The organism is Cryobacterium sp. M96, from assembly GCF_002929845.1.
GTDB classification, from domain to species: domain Bacteria; phylum Actinomycetota; class Actinomycetes; order Actinomycetales; family Microbacteriaceae; genus Cryobacterium; species Cryobacterium sandaracinum.
The window spans coordinates 1-18,321 of sequence record NZ_PJJS01000020.1; the positions used below are offsets into that span (position 1 = coordinate 1).

Annotated in this window: 13 protein-coding genes; 8 read left to right on the forward strand and 5 right to left on the reverse strand. The window is 68.3% G+C overall.

The window, feature by feature from the left end:
* Positions 1-1,510 (forward strand): DEAD/DEAH box helicase (locus CXY79_RS00615; protein WP_146068061.1); only part of this gene is annotated, 1,510 nt, incomplete at its 5' end.
* Here the strand turns inward: CXY79_RS00615 and CXY79_RS00620 are convergent.
* On the reverse strand, positions 1,507-2,031 hold the full coding sequence (locus CXY79_RS00620; protein ID WP_104099235.1) for a flavodoxin domain-containing protein: 525 nt from the start codon (positions 2,029-2,031) through the stop codon (positions 1,507-1,509). The genes CXY79_RS00615 and CXY79_RS00620 overlap by 4 nt on opposite strands.
* A 230-nt stretch (positions 2,032-2,261) precedes the next feature.
* On the opposite strand from CXY79_RS00620, the gene CXY79_RS00625 reads away from it, so the two are divergent.
* Together CXY79_RS00625 and CXY79_RS00630 are read left to right on the forward strand one after the other, a co-directional pair.
* Positions 2,262-4,484: a bifunctional diguanylate cyclase/phosphodiesterase gene (locus tag CXY79_RS00625; RefSeq protein WP_104099236.1), complete on the forward strand. Its 2,223-nt coding sequence runs from the start codon at positions 2,262-2,264 to the stop codon at positions 4,482-4,484.
* Positions 4,445-6,784, forward strand: coding sequence for a bifunctional diguanylate cyclase/phosphodiesterase (locus CXY79_RS00630; RefSeq protein WP_158250189.1), 2,340 nt, complete (start codon positions 4,445-4,447; stop codon positions 6,782-6,784). Before CXY79_RS00625 ends, CXY79_RS00630 begins: the two co-directional genes overlap by 40 nt.
* A gap of 63 nt (positions 6,785-6,847) precedes the next feature.
* Here CXY79_RS00630 and CXY79_RS00635 read toward each other — a convergent pair whose 3' ends face one another.
* A complete protein-coding gene (locus CXY79_RS00635; protein ID WP_104099238.1) occupies positions 6,848-7,213 on the reverse strand; it encodes a hypothetical protein in 366 nt (121 codons plus the stop codon).
* A 101-nt stretch (positions 7,214-7,314) separates the two neighbouring features.
* On the opposite strand from CXY79_RS00635, the gene CXY79_RS00640 reads away from it, so the two are divergent.
* Both CXY79_RS00640 and CXY79_RS00645 read left to right on the forward strand, forming a co-directional pair.
* Positions 7,315-10,158: a cation-translocating P-type ATPase gene (locus CXY79_RS00640; protein WP_104099239.1), complete on the forward strand. Its 2,844-nt coding sequence runs from the start codon at positions 7,315-7,317 to the stop codon at positions 10,156-10,158.
* Between the two features lie 63 nt (positions 10,159-10,221).
* Positions 10,222-10,722 (forward strand): DUF6328 family protein, encoded by a 501-nt coding sequence (locus CXY79_RS00645; RefSeq protein WP_104099240.1) that lies wholly within the window; start codon positions 10,222-10,224, stop codon positions 10,720-10,722.
* Between the two features lie 82 nt (positions 10,723-10,804).
* Here the strand turns inward: CXY79_RS00645 and CXY79_RS00650 are convergent, their stop codons facing one another.
* Positions 10,805-11,470: a thermonuclease family protein gene (locus CXY79_RS00650; protein WP_134342838.1), complete on the reverse strand. Its 666-nt coding sequence runs from the start codon at positions 11,468-11,470 to the stop codon at positions 10,805-10,807.
* 228 nt (positions 11,471-11,698) lie between these two features.
* On the reverse strand, positions 11,699-12,646 hold the full coding sequence (locus CXY79_RS00655) for a DarT ssDNA thymidine ADP-ribosyltransferase family protein (RefSeq protein WP_104099242.1): 948 nt from the start codon (positions 12,644-12,646) through the stop codon (positions 11,699-11,701).
* 187 nt (positions 12,647-12,833) lie between these two features.
* On the opposite strand from CXY79_RS00655, the gene CXY79_RS00660 reads away from it, so the two are divergent.
* Positions 12,834-15,116, forward strand: coding sequence for an FdhF/YdeP family oxidoreductase (locus tag CXY79_RS00660; RefSeq protein WP_104099243.1), 2,283 nt, complete (start codon positions 12,834-12,836; stop codon positions 15,114-15,116).
* Positions 15,117-15,254: 138 nt separating this feature from the next.
* Here CXY79_RS00660 and CXY79_RS00665 read toward each other — a convergent pair whose 3' ends face one another.
* On the reverse strand, positions 15,255-15,533 hold the full coding sequence (locus CXY79_RS00665; RefSeq protein ID WP_104099244.1) for a hypothetical protein: 279 nt from the start codon (positions 15,531-15,533) through the stop codon (positions 15,255-15,257).
* Positions 15,534-16,072: 539 nt separating this feature from the next.
* Here CXY79_RS00665 and CXY79_RS00670 point away from each other — a divergent pair.
* Positions 16,073-17,167, forward strand: coding sequence for an S-(hydroxymethyl)mycothiol dehydrogenase (locus CXY79_RS00670; protein ID WP_104099245.1), 1,095 nt, complete (start codon positions 16,073-16,075; stop codon positions 17,165-17,167).
* On the forward strand, positions 17,167-17,796 hold the full coding sequence (locus tag CXY79_RS00675) for an MBL fold metallo-hydrolase (protein WP_104099246.1): 630 nt from the start codon (positions 17,167-17,169) through the stop codon (positions 17,794-17,796). The genes CXY79_RS00670 and CXY79_RS00675 overlap by 1 nt, the downstream gene beginning before the upstream one ends.
* The last annotated feature ends 525 nt before the right edge of the window (positions 17,797-18,321 follow it).

Below are 18,321 nucleotides of genomic sequence, written 5' to 3' on the forward strand. Positions count from 1 at the left end.
CGAGCACGCCCCGCACGCCGAGCACGCCCCGCACGCCCCGCTGCCGGCCGCCGTGCACGCCACCCTGCGCCCATACCAGGCGCAGGGCTTCACCTGGCTGACCTTCCTCTGGCAGCACCAGCTGGGCGGAATCCTCGCCGACGACATGGGCCTCGGCAAGACGCTGCAGACGCTCGCACTCCTGGCGCACGCGACCGCGCAGCCGGCCGAGCAGGCCCACCCAGCCGGGCACGCCCAGCCGGCCGACCCGGCCCAGCGGCGGCCTTTCCTGGTCGTCGCCCCGACATCCGTCGTCGCCACCTGGCGCTCCGAGGCCGCCCGCTTCACGCCCGGCCTCGACGTTCGGGTGATCACAGCCACCGAGGCGGCCGGCGGCATCCCGCTGACGGATGCCGCGGCCGGCGCCGACGTCGTCGTCACCTCCTACACGCTGTTCCGTCTCGACTTCGAGGCCTACCAGGCGCACGGCTGGGCCGGGCTGATCCTGGACGAGGCACAATTCCTGAAGAATCGTGCCACCCGGCTGCACCTGTGCGCCCGCGACCTGACGACGCCGTTCAAGCTCGCGCTCACGGGCACGCCGATGGAGAACAGCCTGCTCGAGCTGCATGCCCTGTTCGCGATCGTGGCACCGGGCATGTTCCCCTCCCTTCGGCGGTTCACGGAGGAGTATGTGCGCCCGATCGACCGCGGCGACACCCCCGAGGTGCTCACGCGGCTGCGCCGGCGCATCCGCCCACTGTTGCTGCGTCGCACCAAGGCGGTCGTCGCGCCCGAGCTGCCGCCCAAACAGGAGCAGGTGCTTGAGATCGAGCTGAACCCCCGGCACCGCGCGCTCTACGACACGTTCCTGCAGCGGGAACGACAGAAGCTGTTCGGCCTGATCGACGACCTCGACAAAAACCGGTTCATCGTGTTCCGCTCGCTGACCCTGCTGCGGCTGCTCAGCCTGGACCCGTCCCTGGTCGACGAGAAGTACGCCGGAGTGTCGTCCAGCAAACTCGACGCCCTCTTCGAACAGCTGGACGACGTCGTCGCCGAAGGTCACCGCGCGCTCGTCTTCAGCCAGTTCACGTCGTTCCTGAAGAAGGCGGCCGCGCGGCTCGAGGCCCGGGGCATCCCCTACTGCTACCTCGACGGGTCCACCCTGCGCCGCTCCGAGGTGATCGACCGGTTCAAGACCGGCAGTGAGCCGGTGTTCCTGATCAGTCTGAAGGCCGGCGGGTTCGGCCTTACCCTGACCGAGGCGGACTACGTCTTCCTGCTCGACCCGTGGTGGAACCCGGCCACCGAGACGCAGGCCATCGACCGCACCCACCGCATCGGCCAGACGAAGAACGTGATGGTCTACCGAATGGTCGCCACCGGCACCATCGAGGAGAAGGTCATGGCCCTGCAGAAACAGAAGGCCGAGCTCTTCGACCAGGTGCTGGGCGACGCCCCAGCGGATGCGCCGGGGTTCAGTGGAAACCTCACGGCCGACGACATCCGCAGCCTGCTGGAGAGTTAGACGGACAGCTCCCGGGCGATCTCCGCCGCCCATTCGTCGATCGCGACCCAGTTGCGGAAGTCGCCCTCGGGCAGCAGCTCGCGCCCACTCGGGATGCGCCGCACAAGTTTGTCCCGGCGACCGAGCACGGTCGGGTCGAGCGCACCGAAGAACACCCGCATTCCGCGCGGCTGGAGCGACTGGCCGAACTCCTCGAACTGCTTCGGCTCACTCTCCTTGAGCAGATCTCGCCCCTGGGCGTCCTTCCCCGCGGTGCCGAGCGGCCCGCTGCTGAACAGCCACACCGGATGCGCCGTGATCAGTTCCTGGTGGCGCCGCACGAACTCCGTCGCGTCCTTGCGCCACGACCCCATGTAGGCGGAACTGCCGATCACGAAGGCGTCGTACTCGTCCACCTGGTCAACGGATGCGACCGGCCGGGCCACGGCATCCCGCCCGGCCTCCCGCAGTTTGCGGGCGATGCGCTCGGCGATTCCCTCGGTGGCTCCGTACTTGCTCGAAAACCCCACCAGTGTCGTCATGATTGCCTCCAGCTCGTCGGTCGTTCACTCAATCGTAGGGCGGTGCGCCGCCGCGCCCCGTCCACGATTCCCCACCCCCAATCGAGCGGGTCGGTTGGTTCTCCGTCTTCCGCCGCTGCTAATCTGAGATTAGATAACGTGGGGGTTCCGTGCAGTTGAATTCAGGGGCGCCCTACGGCCGCCTAGTTCGAGGTTTCTTTGCCAGGAGCGCCTCCTGGTCCGCCTGGCTGATGGCCGTTTTCCTGGGCAGCTACGTCATCGGCCTGCTGATGCCCGACGACGGATTCCACCTATTCGTCGACGGCTGGCTGGCGTCCCTCCTGAAGTTGTCCATGGTCGTCGTGTGCTGGGCCGCCGTGATGCGCAAGCGCTCGCGGAGCCGAGTGCGGATCGCGGCCAGCGGTCTGGAGCGATTCCGGCATCCCGAACTCCTGCTCACGGCCGCGGCGGTCACCATCATCGCGATCGTCGATTCCTATTCCCTGTGGATGCTGATCTGGGGTGCCGAGATATTCCCCCGCGTGAGCGAGGTCGGCTACCTCCTGTTCTTCGCCCTCATGCTATTCGTGCTGGTCATCATGGTGCGCCGCCAGCTGCGCGGCATGGTCTGGTCGGTGGTGCTGGACAGCGCCATCGGTGCACTCGGCGCGGCCTCGGTGCTGGCCGTGCTGCTCGGCCCGATGGCGAACTCAGTCGACGCGGCCGGGGCGAACAAGGCCATCGCCGCCGCCGTCGCCTACCCACTGTTCGACCTGCTGCTGGTTGCCGTCGTCGTCGCACTCACCACCTCGCAGGGCCCGGTTGCCGGCCGCCGCTGGATCCTCCTCGTCTTCGGCCTGCTGATGTTCACGTCCACCGGTCTCGTCTTCGCGTTACTCGAAACCAGGTACGTTCTCGGCACTCCTCTGGACGCCGGCTGGGCCGTGGGTCTGGCCCTGATCGCGGTGTGGGCGGATGCCTCGTCGCGACCCGATCTGGTTCGGAACAACTCCTCCAACGGCGTGGCGGCCCTGGCGCTGCCGGCGGTGTCGACCGCGGCCGGCCTGGGTGTGCTGCTCCTCGCCAGCCAGACGCCGGTTCCCCACATCGCGATCGGGCTGGCGGCGGCGACCCTGGCCCTCGCAGCCGTTCCCCTGGTCTCCCGGCAGGTGGCCCTGCGTCGCCAGTCCAAGACCGACGAGCTGACCGGTCTGCCGAACCGGCGTGCGCTGTACGCCGAGGTCTCGTCGAGACTGGCCGACGACAGGAGCCGGAACCGGGCGCTGCTACTGCTGGACCTGGACCGCTTCAAAGAGGTCAACGACAGCCTCGGGCATGACGCCGGCGACCGGTTGCTCGTGCAGGTCGGCCGTCGTCTGCTGGAAGGACTGCAGTCCGGTGACCTGCTCGCGCGGTTGGGCGGCGACGAGTTCGCCGTCCTACTCGAGCGCACCGACCAGGTGGAGGCCGAGGCGGTGGCCAACAAACTCCGGGCCACCCTGGCCCAGCCGTTCACCCTGGAAGGCATCTCCCTGCAGACCAGCGCGAGCATCGGAATCGCGCTCTACCCCGACCAGGGCGATGACCTGACCGCGCTGCTGCGCAAGGCCGACATGGCGATGTACAAGGCGAAGGCGACCCACAGCGGCCACCACGTCTACCGCAGCGCGGACAACCGCCACGGTGACGCCCGTCTGCGCACCCTGCAGGAGTTGCGCCTCGCCCTGACCGAGGACCAGCTGGTTCTGCACTACCAGCCGAAGATCTGCCTGAAGACCGGGTTCGTCTCAGGCGTCGAGGCCCTCGTGCGCTGGAACCACCCCGAGCGCGGTCTGCTGTTTCCCGACCAGTTCCTGACTCTGGTCGAAGAGGCCGGTCTCATGCACGCGCTGACCCAGGAGGTTCTGCGGAAGGCGTTGGACCAGTCCGTGCTCTGGGCGGCCCAGGCCCGTACCCTGACGGTTGCGGTGAACCTGTCCGCCAGTTCACTGATCGACGCCGATCTGCCCGAACGGGTGGGCACCATGCTGTCGGCCCGCGGTCTTCTGCCCACCGCGCTGATGCTCGAGATCACCGAGGACTTCCTGATGGCCGACCGCGACCGAGCCCGGGACATCCTGACCCGGTTGCGCGCCAGTGGTATCCGGATCTCCGTCGACGACTTCGGCACCGGTTACAGTTCGCTCGCCTATCTTCGTGACCTGCCCATCGACGAGCTCAAGCTGGACCAGTCCTTCATCTTCCCGATGGCCGACGACGCCCGGGCCGCCGCACTGGTGGCCTCCACGATCGACCTCGCGCACGGCCTCGGCCTGAAAATGGTCGCCGAGGGCGTGGAGAACAGCGTCGCCTACGACGAGCTGGTGCGCTACGGATGCGACTTCGCCCAGGGATACTTCATGTCACGCCCCCTCTCCGCCGCGGCACTCGACGAGTGGCTGACCGCGAGGCAGAGCGCGGCGGCCCTGCCATGACCGGCGGCACCCGTGAGCGGTTCCGCTTCGGCGCGCTGACGCTCATGCTGGTACTGGTCATCGCCTACACCCTCGGCCTGGCCCTGAAGGGCGATGACTTCAGCCCTCTGGTCGACGGCTGGCTCGCCATGCTCTCGGTGTGGGCACCCGTGCTCGTGGGCTGCGCCGCCGTCTACCGGGTCGGGCGCGGGCAGATCGAGGTGGGCCTCGCCACCGCCGCTCTGACCATGAACGCCCTGGCGGACACCTACTACCTCGTCAGCGCGGATGCCGACGGTGCGTCACCGTTTCCCTCGCCGGCCGACATCGGCTATCTGCTGTTCTACCTGCTCCTGCTCTGGGCGCTGGCGGTGCTCGTGAACCGGCAACTGCGCGGATCGGCCTGGTCCGTCTTCCTGGACACCGCCGTGGGTTCCCTGGGTGCCGCCGCAGTGCTGGCCGTCATCCTCAGCCCCGTCTTCGATTCCGCCGCCGCGGACCCGCTCAGCCTCGGTGCCGTCATCGCGGCCGCCTATCCGGTGCTCGACCTGCTGGTGGTGGCGGCGATCGCCGGGATCGTGGCGTCGCACGGCCCGGATGCCGGGAAGCGCTGGATGCTCCTCGTCGCCGGTCTGGTGGTCTTCGCCGGCGCCGACACCGTCTTCGCGCTGCAGGGTGACCTGTACACGGTGGGCACCCTGCTCGACGCGACCTGGAACATCGGGGTCGTACTGATTGCGCTCTGGGTGGACGGCACCTCCCTCCCGCGCCCGGTGCGGGATCGCAGGGCCACGGCCACAACCGTGTCCGCTCTGGCCGTGCCGATGGTGTCGACGATCGCCGGACTCGGGGTTCTGATCCTCGCCAGCCAGGTCACGGTGTCAAACCTCGCCGTGGCCTTGGCCGGGGCAACCATGGCGCTGGCGGTGGTGCCGCTGGTCGGCCGGCAACGGGTTCTGAACCTGCTGGCGCGAACGGACGACCTCACCGGTCTGCGCAACCGCCGCGCATTCAATGCGGACGTGCCCACCCGCCTGGCAGCAGTCGAGGGCCGGACGAGTGCCCTGCTGCTGCTGGACCTTGACCGGTTCAAGGAGGTCAACGACAGCCTCGGCCATGACGTGGGTGACCGGCTGCTGATCCAGGTCGGCATCCGTTTGAACCGGCAGCTGCGTGCCGGAGACCTCCTGGCCCGCCTCGGCGGCGACGAGTTCGCGATCCTGCTCACGGACTCCGCGCGGGAGGATGCCCTGACGGTGGCCGTCAAACTGCGCGCCGCGCTGGCCGAGCCGTTCATTCTGGAGGGCATCACGTTGCAGACCAGCGCCAGTGTCGGAATCTCCCTCTATCCCGACCAGGGCAAAGACCTGACGGCGCTGCTCCGCAAGGCCGACATGGCCATGTACAAGGCGAAAACGAGCCGCGGTGGCCACCACGTATACGACAGCGACGACGACAGCCACGGCGAGACCCGGCTGCGCACCCTGGCCGAACTGCGCCTCGCTCTCACCGATGAGCAGCTGGTGCTGCACTATCAGCCCAAGGTCGACCTCGGCAGCGGGGCGGTGCGGGACGTCGAGGCCCTTGTGCGCTGGAACCACCCCGAGCGCGGTCTGCTGCTGCCCGATCAGTTCGTGCCGATCATCGAGGAGGCCGGGCTGATGCACACCCTGACGCAGGTCGTGCTGCGGCAGGCGCTGGACCAGGCCGTGCTCTGGCAGGCGCAGGGGCATCCGCTGACCATCGCCGTGAACCTGTCGGCCAGCTCACTGGTCGACACGGAACTGCCGGACCGGATCGGTGCCATGATCGCCGCCCGCGGTCTGCCCTCGTCGATCCTGGCCCTGGAGATCACCGAGGAATTCCTGCTCAATGACCGGGGCCGGGCCCGAGGCATCCTCACCCGGCTACGCGAGCAAGACATCCGCATCTCCGTCGACGACTTCGGCACCGGCTACAGTTCGCTCGCCTACCTGCGCGATCTGCCCATCGACGAGCTCAAGCTCGACCGATCCTTCGTCTTCCCGATGGCCGGCGATGCCCGAGCCGCGACCCTGGTGTCCTCGACGATTGCGCTGGCCCACAGTCTGGGGCTGCGCATGGTGGCCGAGGGTGTGGACAGCGGCGCCGCCTACGACCAGCTGGTCGGCTTCGGCTGCGACTTCGCGCAGGGCTTCCACCTGTCGCAGCCGCTTTCCGCCGCCGAGCTGGACACCTGGCTCGCCGACCGACGAGTCGCAGATACCGCGTCGGCGCACGCGTGTGAGGTCGCACCCGCCGTGCCGCCCGGTGACCTTGTCGCGGAGCCGGCCGAGGTGTAGACCCCCCCTGCAAAGCGCGCCCTGTTCCCGTGGGGAGACCACCTGGACGCGGATTGGGGATCATCATGACGCGGCGACGTTCACCACTGCGACGGATGCTGGTGGTCCCTCTTCTCCTGATTGCGGGTTCGCCCGCTCGCCGGGGAGTGCGATCAGGGTCTGGTCCGGATTGACTTCGACTGGTGGTCGAAGCCAGTAGTCCGTTTCGGTTCGGATGATGCTCCATTGCTGGTTGTGCAGGAGCAGGTGGTGTGGGTGGCAGAGCAGCACTCCGTCGGCGAGGTCGGTGTAGCCGTTGTCGTTCAGCCAGTCGTTGATGTGGTGGGCTTCGCTCCAGGCGGGATCTGTCGCAGTCGACCCAGCGGCATCCGCCGTCGCGAACCCCCATTGGGGAAGGTACGCCGGGACGGACGGGATGCCGAAAGGCACCGACGCAGCACCGACGCAGCGCCGGCCGCGGCCCGGTTCTACACTGGATGGAGCCGCGGGCCAGACCGACCCGGCACTCCCGGAAACGAGGAACCCACCCGATGGACGCGTCTGCTCAATCGGAGAAATCAGCTCAATCGGAAATATCGGACCCGATCGACCGTCTCGCAGTCGATCCCGCCGTTACCGATGCCGCCGAGATCGCCGGCCGGCTCGAGACCGACGCCGCCCGGGGCCTCACCGGCTCCGAAGCCGCGCGTCGCCTCGCGGCCGAGGGCCCGAACGAGCTGCGCAGCGTGCGCCCGGTTCCGTTCTGGCGCCGGATCCTGGCCCAGTTCAACGACCCTCTGATCTACCTGCTGCTGGTCGCCACCGCGGTGTCGCTCGGCGCCTGGCTGATCGAGGGGGCACCCGGCCTGCCCGTGGACGCCATCGTGATCGCCGTGATCGTAGTGCTCAACGCCGTGCTCGGCCTGGTGCAGGAGGCGCGCGCCGACAACGCCGTGGCCGCCCTGTCCACCATGACAGCGGCATCCTCGACCGTCATGCGCGACGGCCTGCTCGCCACCGTGCCCAGCACCGAGCTGGTGCGCGGCGACCTGCTGGTTCTGGGTGAGGGCGACAGCGTGGGGGCGGATGCCCGCCTCACCGAGGCGAGTTCGCTGCGGATCGCGGAGGCCTCCCTCACCGGCGAAAGCGAGGCCGTCACCAAGAACCCGCGCACCCTTCCCGCCGCGGCCGCCCTCGGCGATCGCCTGAACATGGTCTTCAAGGGCACCGCCGTCAGCCAGGGCGTCGGCCGCTGCATCGTCACCGGAACCGGCATGAACACCGAGGTCGGCGCCATCGCCACGATGCTTGACCGCACCGAGGCGCACCCCACCCCGCTGCAAACCGAGATCGGCCACATCGGCAAGCTGCTCAGCGTCGTCGTGATCGCGATCGCCACGGTCGTGATGCTCACCATCGTGCTCGTGCAGGGCGTGTCCACGCCCGCCGACTTCGTGACCGTGTTCCTGCTCGGGGTATCCCTCGCGGTCGCAGCCGTTCCCGAGGGGCTGCCGGCAATCCTGTCGGTGATCCTCTCCATCGGGGTACAACGGATGGCGCGGCAGAACGCCGTTGTCAAGAACCTGAAATCCGTGGAGACCCTGGGCTCCGCATCCGTGATCTGCTGCGATAAGACCGGCACACTGACCCGCAACGAGATGACGATCCAGCAGTTGCTGACCGCCTCCGGCCGGGTAGATGTGACCGGGGTGGGCTACCGCCCCGAGGGCGAACTGCGCCAGGGCGCCGAACCGCTCACAGACCCGGCACTCCGCTTTGAGGCCCAGCTGGTGCTGGGCGTCGGTTCCCTCGCCGGCAACGCCCAGCTGACCGAGCAGGACGGCGAGTGGGAGATCCAGGGTGACCCCACGGAGGCCGCGTTCCTGGTGGCCGCGGCCAAACTCGAGGGCACCACCGGGCACATGGCCCGGTTCGAACGTCGGGGTGAGATGCCCTTCACCTCGGAACGCAAGATGATGTCCACCCTGCACCAGGAGACCGGCGACGACAGCCTGCGCATCTTCAGCAAGGGCGCGCCCGACGTGCTCCTCGAGCGCTGCGCCTACGTGCAAGTCGGCGAGACGGTCGTACCTCTGACCGCCGAGCAGCGGCCACGGATGCTTGCCGACATCCAGGCGCTCTCGGCCCAGGCCTTCCGCACCCTGGGTGTCGCCTACCGAGTCGCCGACGAGAACACGGCGCCGCTCGACGAGGCCGACGAGCAGGGCCTGATCTACGCCGGGGTGGTCGGCATCATCGACCCGCCCCGCGCCGAGGTGACGTCAGCCGTCCAGGAAGCCCACCGGGCGGGCGTGCGTGTGATCATGATCACGGGCGATCACCCCGCCACGGCCGCGCGGATCGCGAGTGACCTGGGGATCGTCGAACCGGGGGCGACGGCGCTGGCGGGAGCAGACCTCGACCACCTCGACGAGCCGGGGCTGCGGGAGGCGGTGCGCGACACATCCGTGTTCGCCCGCGTCTCCCCGCGGCACAAGCTGCGGATCGTCGACGCCCTGCAGGCCAACGGCGACATCGTGGCGATGACCGGCGACGGCGTCAACGACGCCCCGGCCCTGAAGTCCGCCGACATCGGCGTGGCCATGGGCATCACGGGCACCGAGGTGACCAAGGAGGCCGCGAAGATGATCCTGGTCGACGACAACTTCGCCACCATCGTCGCCGCGGTGCGGGCCGGCCGGGTCATCCTCGACAACATCAAGAAGTTCCTGCGGTACCTGCTGTCCTCGAACATGGGCGAGGTGCTCACCGTGTTCCTCGGCGTGCTCCTCGCCGGGGCGCTGGGCCTGACCGGCTCCAGCAGCGAGACCGTGGTGCTGCCCCTGCTGATCACCCAGATCCTCTGGATCAACCTGATCACCGACTCCGGCCCTGCCCTGGCGATGGGCGTCGACCCGGAGATCGACGACGTGATGGCCCGCCCCCCGCGCGGGATCAACGACCGTATGATCGACCTGCGCATGTGGGTGGGCATCATGTCGACCGGCCTGGTGATGGCGGTGGTCACCCTCGCCACGATCGACCTGTTCCTGCCCGGCGGGCTGCTGCCGGCGCTGGAACCCGGCACGGACGGCCTCACCGTGGCGCGCACCGCGGGGTTCACCACCCTGGTCTTCGCCCAGCTGTTCAACACACTCAACGCGCGCTCCGAGCTGACCACCGCGTTCCACCGGCTGTTCGTGAACCCGTGGCTGTGGGGGGCGATCCTGCTCGCGATCCTGTTGCAGGTGGCCGTGGTCGAACTCCCGCTCCTGCAGACCGCGTTCGGCACCACCTCGATGGACCCTCTGCACTGGGCCGTCTGCGTGGGCATGGCATCCGTCGTGCTGTGGGTCGAGGAACTGCGCAAGTGGATCCTGAGGGTGCGCGCCTGACCTCTCCCGTTCCGTGCTCGACGCGTGCGATCTCGTTTCCGCAAAGCGCATTACGATCGGGGCATGAGCCTGTCAGGAACACCGGAACCCACCGCGACGGAGCCGGTATCCGCGCCCCGCCGCAACGAAACGGATGTCCAGCGCCTCGACCGCAATTGGCTCTCGCTGTTGCAGGAGCTCAGAGTCACCCAGACGGGCACCCAGATCGTGGGTGGTTTTCTGCTCGCCCTCGCCTTCCAACCGCGGTTCACCGAACTCGACCTGTACCAACTGACCGTGTATCTGATTCTTGTCGCCACGGCCACCACCACCACCGTTCTGGCGCTAGGGCCGGTCAGCCTTCACCGGCTGCTCTTCGGGAAGCATGCGATGAAGCAGATCGTGCGGGTCGCCGACGTGCTCGTGCGGGCCACACTGGTTGGTGTCGCCGTGATCCTCGCCGGCACCACCCTGCTGGTCTTCGACGTGGTGCTGGGCCGAACGGCCGGTCAGGTGGCCGGGGCCGCGGTGCTGCTGGTCATCGCGGCGGTCTGGCTGGTCCTGCCGCGCCGGGCGAAGCGCTGAGGACGACGCGCGGGGGTCGACTGGCGGCGGACGCCTGGCGGCGGACGACGCGCGGGGATATCGGTGGGACGGCTTCGCCGCATCAGCAGGCGCCCCACTGGCCCGCGCCTGCCGTCGTTGCGGCGTCCTCGGCCGTACGCAGCAGCGGGTAGTGCGCGTCGTTCGGCGGGATCATCAGCGACTCGGCGGCGCCGCCGGCGACGAGCTCGTAGTTGACGAATCGCCCGTCCCCGGTCCAGAGATAGAACAGGCTACGGCCGTATCGGTCAGTCGGGTCCTGGTCGGCGGTGACCCAGGTGCGGCTGCCATCGGGGAGGAGCGCCCGCAACTGCTCCGCGGCCTGATCGCCGAAGCATTCGGCGCTGTCCCCCACCTCCGGCGTATCGATTCCGAGCAGTCGTACCTTGACGGCATCCGTCGTCGCCACCAGGGCGTTCGGCTGGTCCGTTCGCAGAAAGAGCGTGTCGCCATCATGCACATGCTCCACGGTCATCGGGACGGCTCCGCTCGGTCGTGCGGGGATGCCGCCGACCGCTGTCTCGACGGTGCCGTCCGCGGCGGTCGCCACCGGGCCGGTGCTCTCGCCGGAGCTCTTGCCGGAACTCTGGCCGGAGCCTTGGCTGGCCGAGCTCAGCATGCTCTCGAACTCGGTCACCAGAAATCCCGACTGCTGGACCCAGGCGAAGCCGAGTACTCCGAGAACGAGAACACCGATCGGCACGCGCGAGCGGCCCTGTCGTCTACCCATTCCCCGAGACTAGGGCAGAGCCAGGCAGGCACACGCCACCCGCCGTGTCTGACGAGTCCGAGGCCCGGGAGCACCTCCGTCCCGAACGAATTCGACGGAGATTTTGCCGGAACCGGCCCCGAAAACTCCGAAAAAGCTGCTTTTCACGAGAATCTCCGTCGAATTGGTTCGACGCCGGACAGGGCAGGCCGGGCACGTGGCGAGAGGGCGCTCCGGACGTCTGACCGGCTAGGGCGCTGCGGTTTCCTCCACGGCGTGGAACCACGGCGGGTACACGACGACCTTGGGCTTGTGCGCCTCGGCGGCGAAAATGCTGCGCACCGCGTCGCGCACCTTGTCGTTGGCGACGCCGACGAGCGTGACCAACTCGAACGGGAACGACTCGGTGACGAGCAGTTCCGCCTCCCGGATCTTCTGCGATTCCTGATCGGCGCGCAGCGAACGCAGCATGCGGTCGGCAGTCTCGGGAGCAGAGCCGAACCTGGTCAGGGCCCCCGCGGCATCCCCGTTGGCCACCGCGACGCTCGCTGCGACGGTTTCCTCGGCGCCGGCCTGGGCGTCGAGGAGCTTCTTGACCGTGCTGACCAGAATGACGAAGTCGTACGTCGGAGAGCGGTGCGCCTCCGGCGACAGGCGCGGGTCGTTGGATTCGGTGAGGAGGCTGTCCCATAGGCGCGCATTGGGCGAGAGGAAGAACGGCACGTAGCAGGCGACGCTCGCGCTGTCGTCTCCGGCGACGAGCGCGGCACGCCGGGCCGCGCGCTGCGGTGCCGACGACAGGTCGACGACCGGCCGGGCGGTCCAGGCGTCGCTCGCGTCGGCAAGCAGGCGCCCGCTGTTCAGGATGCCGGCGAGGTTGCGGATGTGGGTGACGTGGTAGATCCGCTGCTCACCGACGTTGTCGTGGGAGGATTTCGTGCTCCTGACGGGCTTCACGGTGCTGGCGGCCTTGGCGGTGGCCGGCTTCGCGGTAGCGGTCTTCGCGCTCAGGGTGGGGTTGGGTCCGCCCAGGGTGACGGTGCGCGGTGACGGCGAACTGCGAAGCGACGGTGCGCGGCCCGTCGACTTGCTCCGGCTGGCGCGGGTGGCCATGCCGGGCACGATTTCGGGAGCGGCCTTCGGGAAGCAGCTGGCGCAGAGGCCGCCCTCGAGTCCATGGATGCATTCGTCGCTCAAGCTAGAAAAACCTTTCGTGTGCGTGGCCCCCACACTCTTCAAGTCCGATGCTTGAAGACCACATATCAACGGTACGGTCATTTCTGACCTCGTGGTGACCGATGGCGGGATCCGTTCGGCGCATTTCGGCCTGAGGGTGAGTCGCACATGCCTTGTCGGCCCCGGCGAAGGGTGCTACTACCGACGTATGAGCAGCGTTGACGATATCGACGAGGACAAGATCGAGGTCGGCAAGCCCAGGGAATGGGCGGCGGGGGTGCCAGGCGTCACCCATGCACTGGGGCCGGCCTTCCGGCAGATGGGTGTGCCGCGCAGCCTGAAGGCACTGACTGCGATGAACCAGCGGGACGGTTTCGACTGCATGAGCTGCGCCTGGCCGGATCCCGATCGGCGCAAGACGTTCGAGTTCTGCGAGAACGGCGCCAAGGCGGTGACCTGGGAGGCAACGCCGATCAGGATCCCGGCCGAATTCTGGGCCGAGAACCCGATCAGCGAGCTGCTCACGAAGTCGGAGTACTGGCTCGGCATGCAAGGCCGCCTCGTGCAGCCGGTGCACAAGCCGGCCGGGTCCGAGCACTACCGGCCGATCACCTGGGACGACGCGTTCAAGCTGATCGGGGACACCCTCCGCGGACTGGACTCGCCCGACCAGGCGACGTTCTATACGAGCGGCCGCACCTCCAACGAGGCGGCCTTCCTCTACCAGCTGTTCGTGCGCGCGCTCGGCACGAACAACCTGCCGGACTGCTCGAACATGTGCCACGAGTCGACCAGCCACGCGATGGCGGAGACCGTCGGGATCGGCAAGAGCACCGTCACCTACGCCGACTTCGCCCGTGCGGACCTGATCATCATCATGGGGCAGAACCCGGGCAGCAACCATCCGCGGATGCTCACGGCGCTGGAAGAGGCGAAGGAGGCGGGCGCCGCCATCGTCGCCGTCAACCCGCTCTTGGAGGCCGGGCTGATGCGCTACAAGAACCCGCAGAAGGTGCGGGGCGTCGTCGGGGCCGGAACCGTGATGGCCGACCAGTACCTGCAGATCCGGCTCGGCGGCGACATGGCCCTCATGCAGGCCCTCTCCCGACGGGTGCTCGACGCCGAGGCCGCCCGGCCCGGAACCGTGCTCGACCATGCGTTCCTGCGCGAGAATTGTGTCGGGCTGGAGGAGTTGCGCGAGCACCTCGCCCACCAGGATGACGGTGCGGTCCTGGCGGCCACGGGGTTGCGCGCGGCCGAGATCGACGAGCTGGCCGACCGGTATCTGCGGGCGGACCGGGTCATCATCACCTGGGCGATGGGCATCACCCAGCACAAGAAGGCCGTTCCGACAATCCGAGAGATCATCAATCTGCTCCTATTGCGCGGCAACATCGGCAAGCCCGGCGCGGGGGCGTCCCCGATCCGCGGGCATAGCAATGTGCAGGGCGACCGCACCATGGGCATCTGGGAGAAGATGCCACCGGCGTTCCTGGACGCCCTGGAACGAGAATTCGGGTTCGACCCGCCCCGCGTGGACGGCCTGGACAGCGTCGACTCCATTCGCGCCATGCGCGACGGCCTGGTCACGGTCTGGATCGCCCTGGGCGGCAACCTGGTCGGCGCGATCTCCGACACCGTCGTCGCCGAGGCCGCAATCCAGAAGACGGTGCTGAGCGTGCAGATCTCCACCAAACTGAACCGGTCCCACGCTGTGGTCGGCGACCAGGCGCTCATCCTGCCGACCCTGGGCCGCACCGAGATCGACCTGCAGGCCACCGGCCCGCAGTTCGTGTCGGTTGAGGACACGGTCTCCGCGGTGCACTCGTCCACCGGCCTACTCCCACCGGTGTCGGATCAGCTGCTCTCCGAGGTGGCCATCGTGTCGCGCCTCGCCCGGGCCGCCCTCGACGGCACCGCCTCGATCGACTGGGCCGGTTTCGAGAGCGACTACGACATCATCCGTGACCACATCTCGCACGTCATTCCGGGCTTCGCCGACTTCAACCAGCGCATCCGCCAGCAGGAAGGTTTCTCCCTGCCCCATGCGCCGCGCGACCTGCGCACCTTCCCGACCCCCAGCGGCAAGGCCCTGCTTACGGTCAACGAACTCGAGCCCCTCGAACGGCCGCCGGGGCGCCTGCTCCTGCAGACGCTGCGCTCGCACGACCAGTTCAACACCACGATCTACAGCCCCAACGACCGCTACCGGGGCATCAAGAACGGCCGCCAGGTCATCTTCGTCAACCCGGAGGATGTCGCGGAGCTGGGTTTGATCAGCGGCATGCTCGTCGATGTGCACAGCGAGTTCAGCGACAACGTCGACCGGGTGCTGCGGCGGTTCCGGCTCGTCGCCTACCCGAGCGCCCGCGGCTGCGCCGCCGCCTACTTCCCCGAGGCCAACGTGCTGGTGCCCCTGGATTCCACCGCGGAGGGCAGCAACACCCCCGTCTCCAAGGCGGTGCTGGTGCGGCTGGAACCCTCGCGCTGACCAGATACACACCCCGACCAGAACGAAAGCAGGGCGCCCGATCCGCTGCGGCCCGGCGGCGGAGGGCCGCACGTCGAAATCGAAGATTGCCGTGGGATGTACACGATAGAGCAGGATTTTCGGGCTGGTCGTCGAGGCTCACCTCGAGTCCGGCCGCGAGGCGGATGGCGACGCGAGGCGGATGGCGCCGCCGCGGGGCGCCGACAGGTGCGTGACGCTCACGGTGCGCGCCATCATCACCGCGCGCAGCACGAGCGGCTGCCAGGTGAAGATCGTGCCACCGAAGTCGAGCACGCCGCTGACCTTGAGCAGCTCCGGCGGCAGGGAGGCGGCCGTGGCCTGCAGCAGAGCCGCGGACGACGACAGCCCGAGCGCCCCCCGATCAGAGGAGGCGTTCACCGGCATCGGGCCGTCCATTGCGGAGATTTTTCTGTGGGAGGTGTCGGAGCGCGTGCTGCCGCGCTGAGCGCATCCGTTGCCGCGCTAGAAAGTACGCAGAATAATCAATTTTCCTAGACATCCGAGTCGAGGTCTGCCTACACTCAAAACTCGCGAATGCCTTTCTCTGGGCTGGGGAACTCGTTTTCAGAATCGAAACTGAGCTCCGAATGAACGACGACAACTTGCTTCCCACGCCGGCCTGCGCTTCCTGCTACGACCCGATGGCGTCGGTCGGCGGCGGCTGGTGGTGCGATCACTGCCAGGAGTTCGCGTAACCGGTCGCGCCTCGGCCGGTCGCGTTCTCGGCCGGTCGCGTGGCTCCGCGCGCGGCATCCGCACCCTGAACCCCTAACGAATTCGACGGAGATTTTGCCTCTACGAGCCTGTTTCGGGCCAAAACGGGTTCTCTCTGGCAAAATCTCCGTCGAATTGGTTGGATAGGGCAGGGCAGGGAGGTTGGGTAGTGTGGTTGGGTTCCACCACCGCCTGTCCGGGCACCAACCCAGAGGAGTCCCATGTCGATCACCGTCAAAGGCGTCATCGCTCGATCGAAGGGCGCGCCGGTGGAGCTTGTCGACATCGTCATCCCCGACCCTGCACCCGGTGAGGTCGTCGTCGACATCGAGACCTGCGGCGTCTGCCACACCGACGTGCACTACCGTGAGGGCGGCATCAACGACGAGTTCCCATTCCTGCTCGGCCACGAGGCCGCCGGCCGGGTCAGCGTCGTCGGCGAGGGCGTCACCCACGTCGCCGTGGGCGACTTCGTCGTGCTGAACTGGCGCGCCGTCTGCGGCGACTGCCGCGCCTGCAAGCGCGCCGAGCCCTGGTACTGTTTCAACACTTTCAACGCCACCCAGAAAATGACCCTCACGGACGGCACCGAGCTCAGCCCCGCCCTCGGCATCGGCGCCTTCGCCGAAAAGACTCTTGTGCACGAGAAACAGTGCACCAAGGTCGACCCTGTCGCCGACCCCGCGGTCGTCGGACTGCTCGGCTGCGGCATCATGGCCGGCATCGGGGCCGCCATGAACACGGGCAACGTGACCAGGGGCGACTCGGTCGCCGTGATCGGATGTGGCGGCGTGGGTAACGCGGCGGTCGTCGGGGCCCGGCTCGCCGGGGCATCCGTCATCATCGCGATCGACCGCGACGCGAAGAAGCTCGCGACCGCCCAGACGCTGGGCGCCACCCACACCATCGACTCAGCCGGCCTCGACGAGGACGGCGTGGTCGCGGCCGTGCAGGCACTGACCGGCGGGTTCGGCGCGGATGTCGTGATCGACGCCGTCGGGCGTCCCGAGACCTGGCGGCAGGCGTTCTACGCCCGCGACCTGGCTGGCACCGTCGTGCTGGTGGGCGTGCCGACCCCCGAGATGATGCTGGAGATCCCGCTGCTCGACGTGTTCGGCCGGGGCGGTTCTCTGAAGTCGTCCTGGTACGGCGACTGCCTGCCGGAGCGCGACTTCCCGATGCTGACCGACCTCTACCTGCAGGGCCGCCTGCCGCTGGACGAGTTCGTCAGTGAACGAATCGGAATCGGGCATATCGAGGAGGCATTCGCGAAGATGGCCCGCGGCGACGTGCTGCGCTCCGTGGTCGTGCTCTGATGACGGCGCGGATCGAACACCTCGTCACCTCGGGCAGCTTCAGCCTCGACGGCGGCACCTGGGACGTGGACAACAACGTCTGGATCGTCGGCGACGACGACGAGTGCGTTGTGGTCGACGCGGCCCACGACGTCGACGCCATCCTCGCCGCGGTTGGCGACCGCAAGCTGGTGGGCATCCTCTGCACGCACGCGCACGACGACCACATCGGTGCCGTCGCCGGGGTGCAGGCCGCGCACACCGCGCCGACCTACCTCCACCCCGACGACATGATGCTGTGGGACCGGGTCTACCCGGATGCCCCGCCGAGCCGTCCGCTCGAGAACGGCCAGCGCATCCGGGTGGCCGGTATTGAACTCGAGGTGCTGCACACGCCGGGGCATTCTCCCGGCGCCGTCTGCTTCTATGCGCCCGCGCTCGGCACGGTCTTTAGCGGCGACACCTTGTTCCATGGCGGACCCGGCGCGACCGGCCGGTCGTTCAGCGACTTCCCCACGATCCTCGCCTCGATCAAAGGCAAGCTGCTGATGCTCCCGGCGAGCACCGTCGTGCTCACCGGCCATGGCGAGTCGACGACAATCGGCGCCGAGGCCGGGCACCTGGATGAATGGATCGCCCGCGGCCACTAGAGCGTGACCCCGGAAGACTGCCCCGGAAATCCGTCGAGCGGCGCCGCCGATGTGGTCAGAATCCGTTTCTGGCAGCACGGACTGTGGCTAACTCAGGAGATCCCCGCACGCCGGGGACGCCCACCGCGTGATTCCGCGGCACGTGTGCGGCCAAGAGGCATTGCGTTGTCAGATCTCCTGAGTCAGCCACACTGCGGCGGAGGCTGGTTCGGGACACCGGCTGCCCGCGGGCGACCCTGACCGGGCTCAGGCATCCGTCTGTTCGGGCCATCCCCTGTGGCTAATTCAGGAGATCCCCGTGCCCGGCCGGCACCCGCCTCGTGATTCCGCGGCCGATGCCGGCCCACACTCATCAGGCTCGCCATTCTCCTGAGTTAGCCCCAAACGGCCGGTGGCAGCAGGCAGTAATAGTGGCCAGCAGCGCGGCAGCAGCGCGCGAGCAGCGCGGCAGCAGCGCGGCAGCAGCGCGGCAGCAGCGCGCGAGCAGCGCGGCAGCAGCGCGGCAGCAGCGCGGCAGCAGCGCGC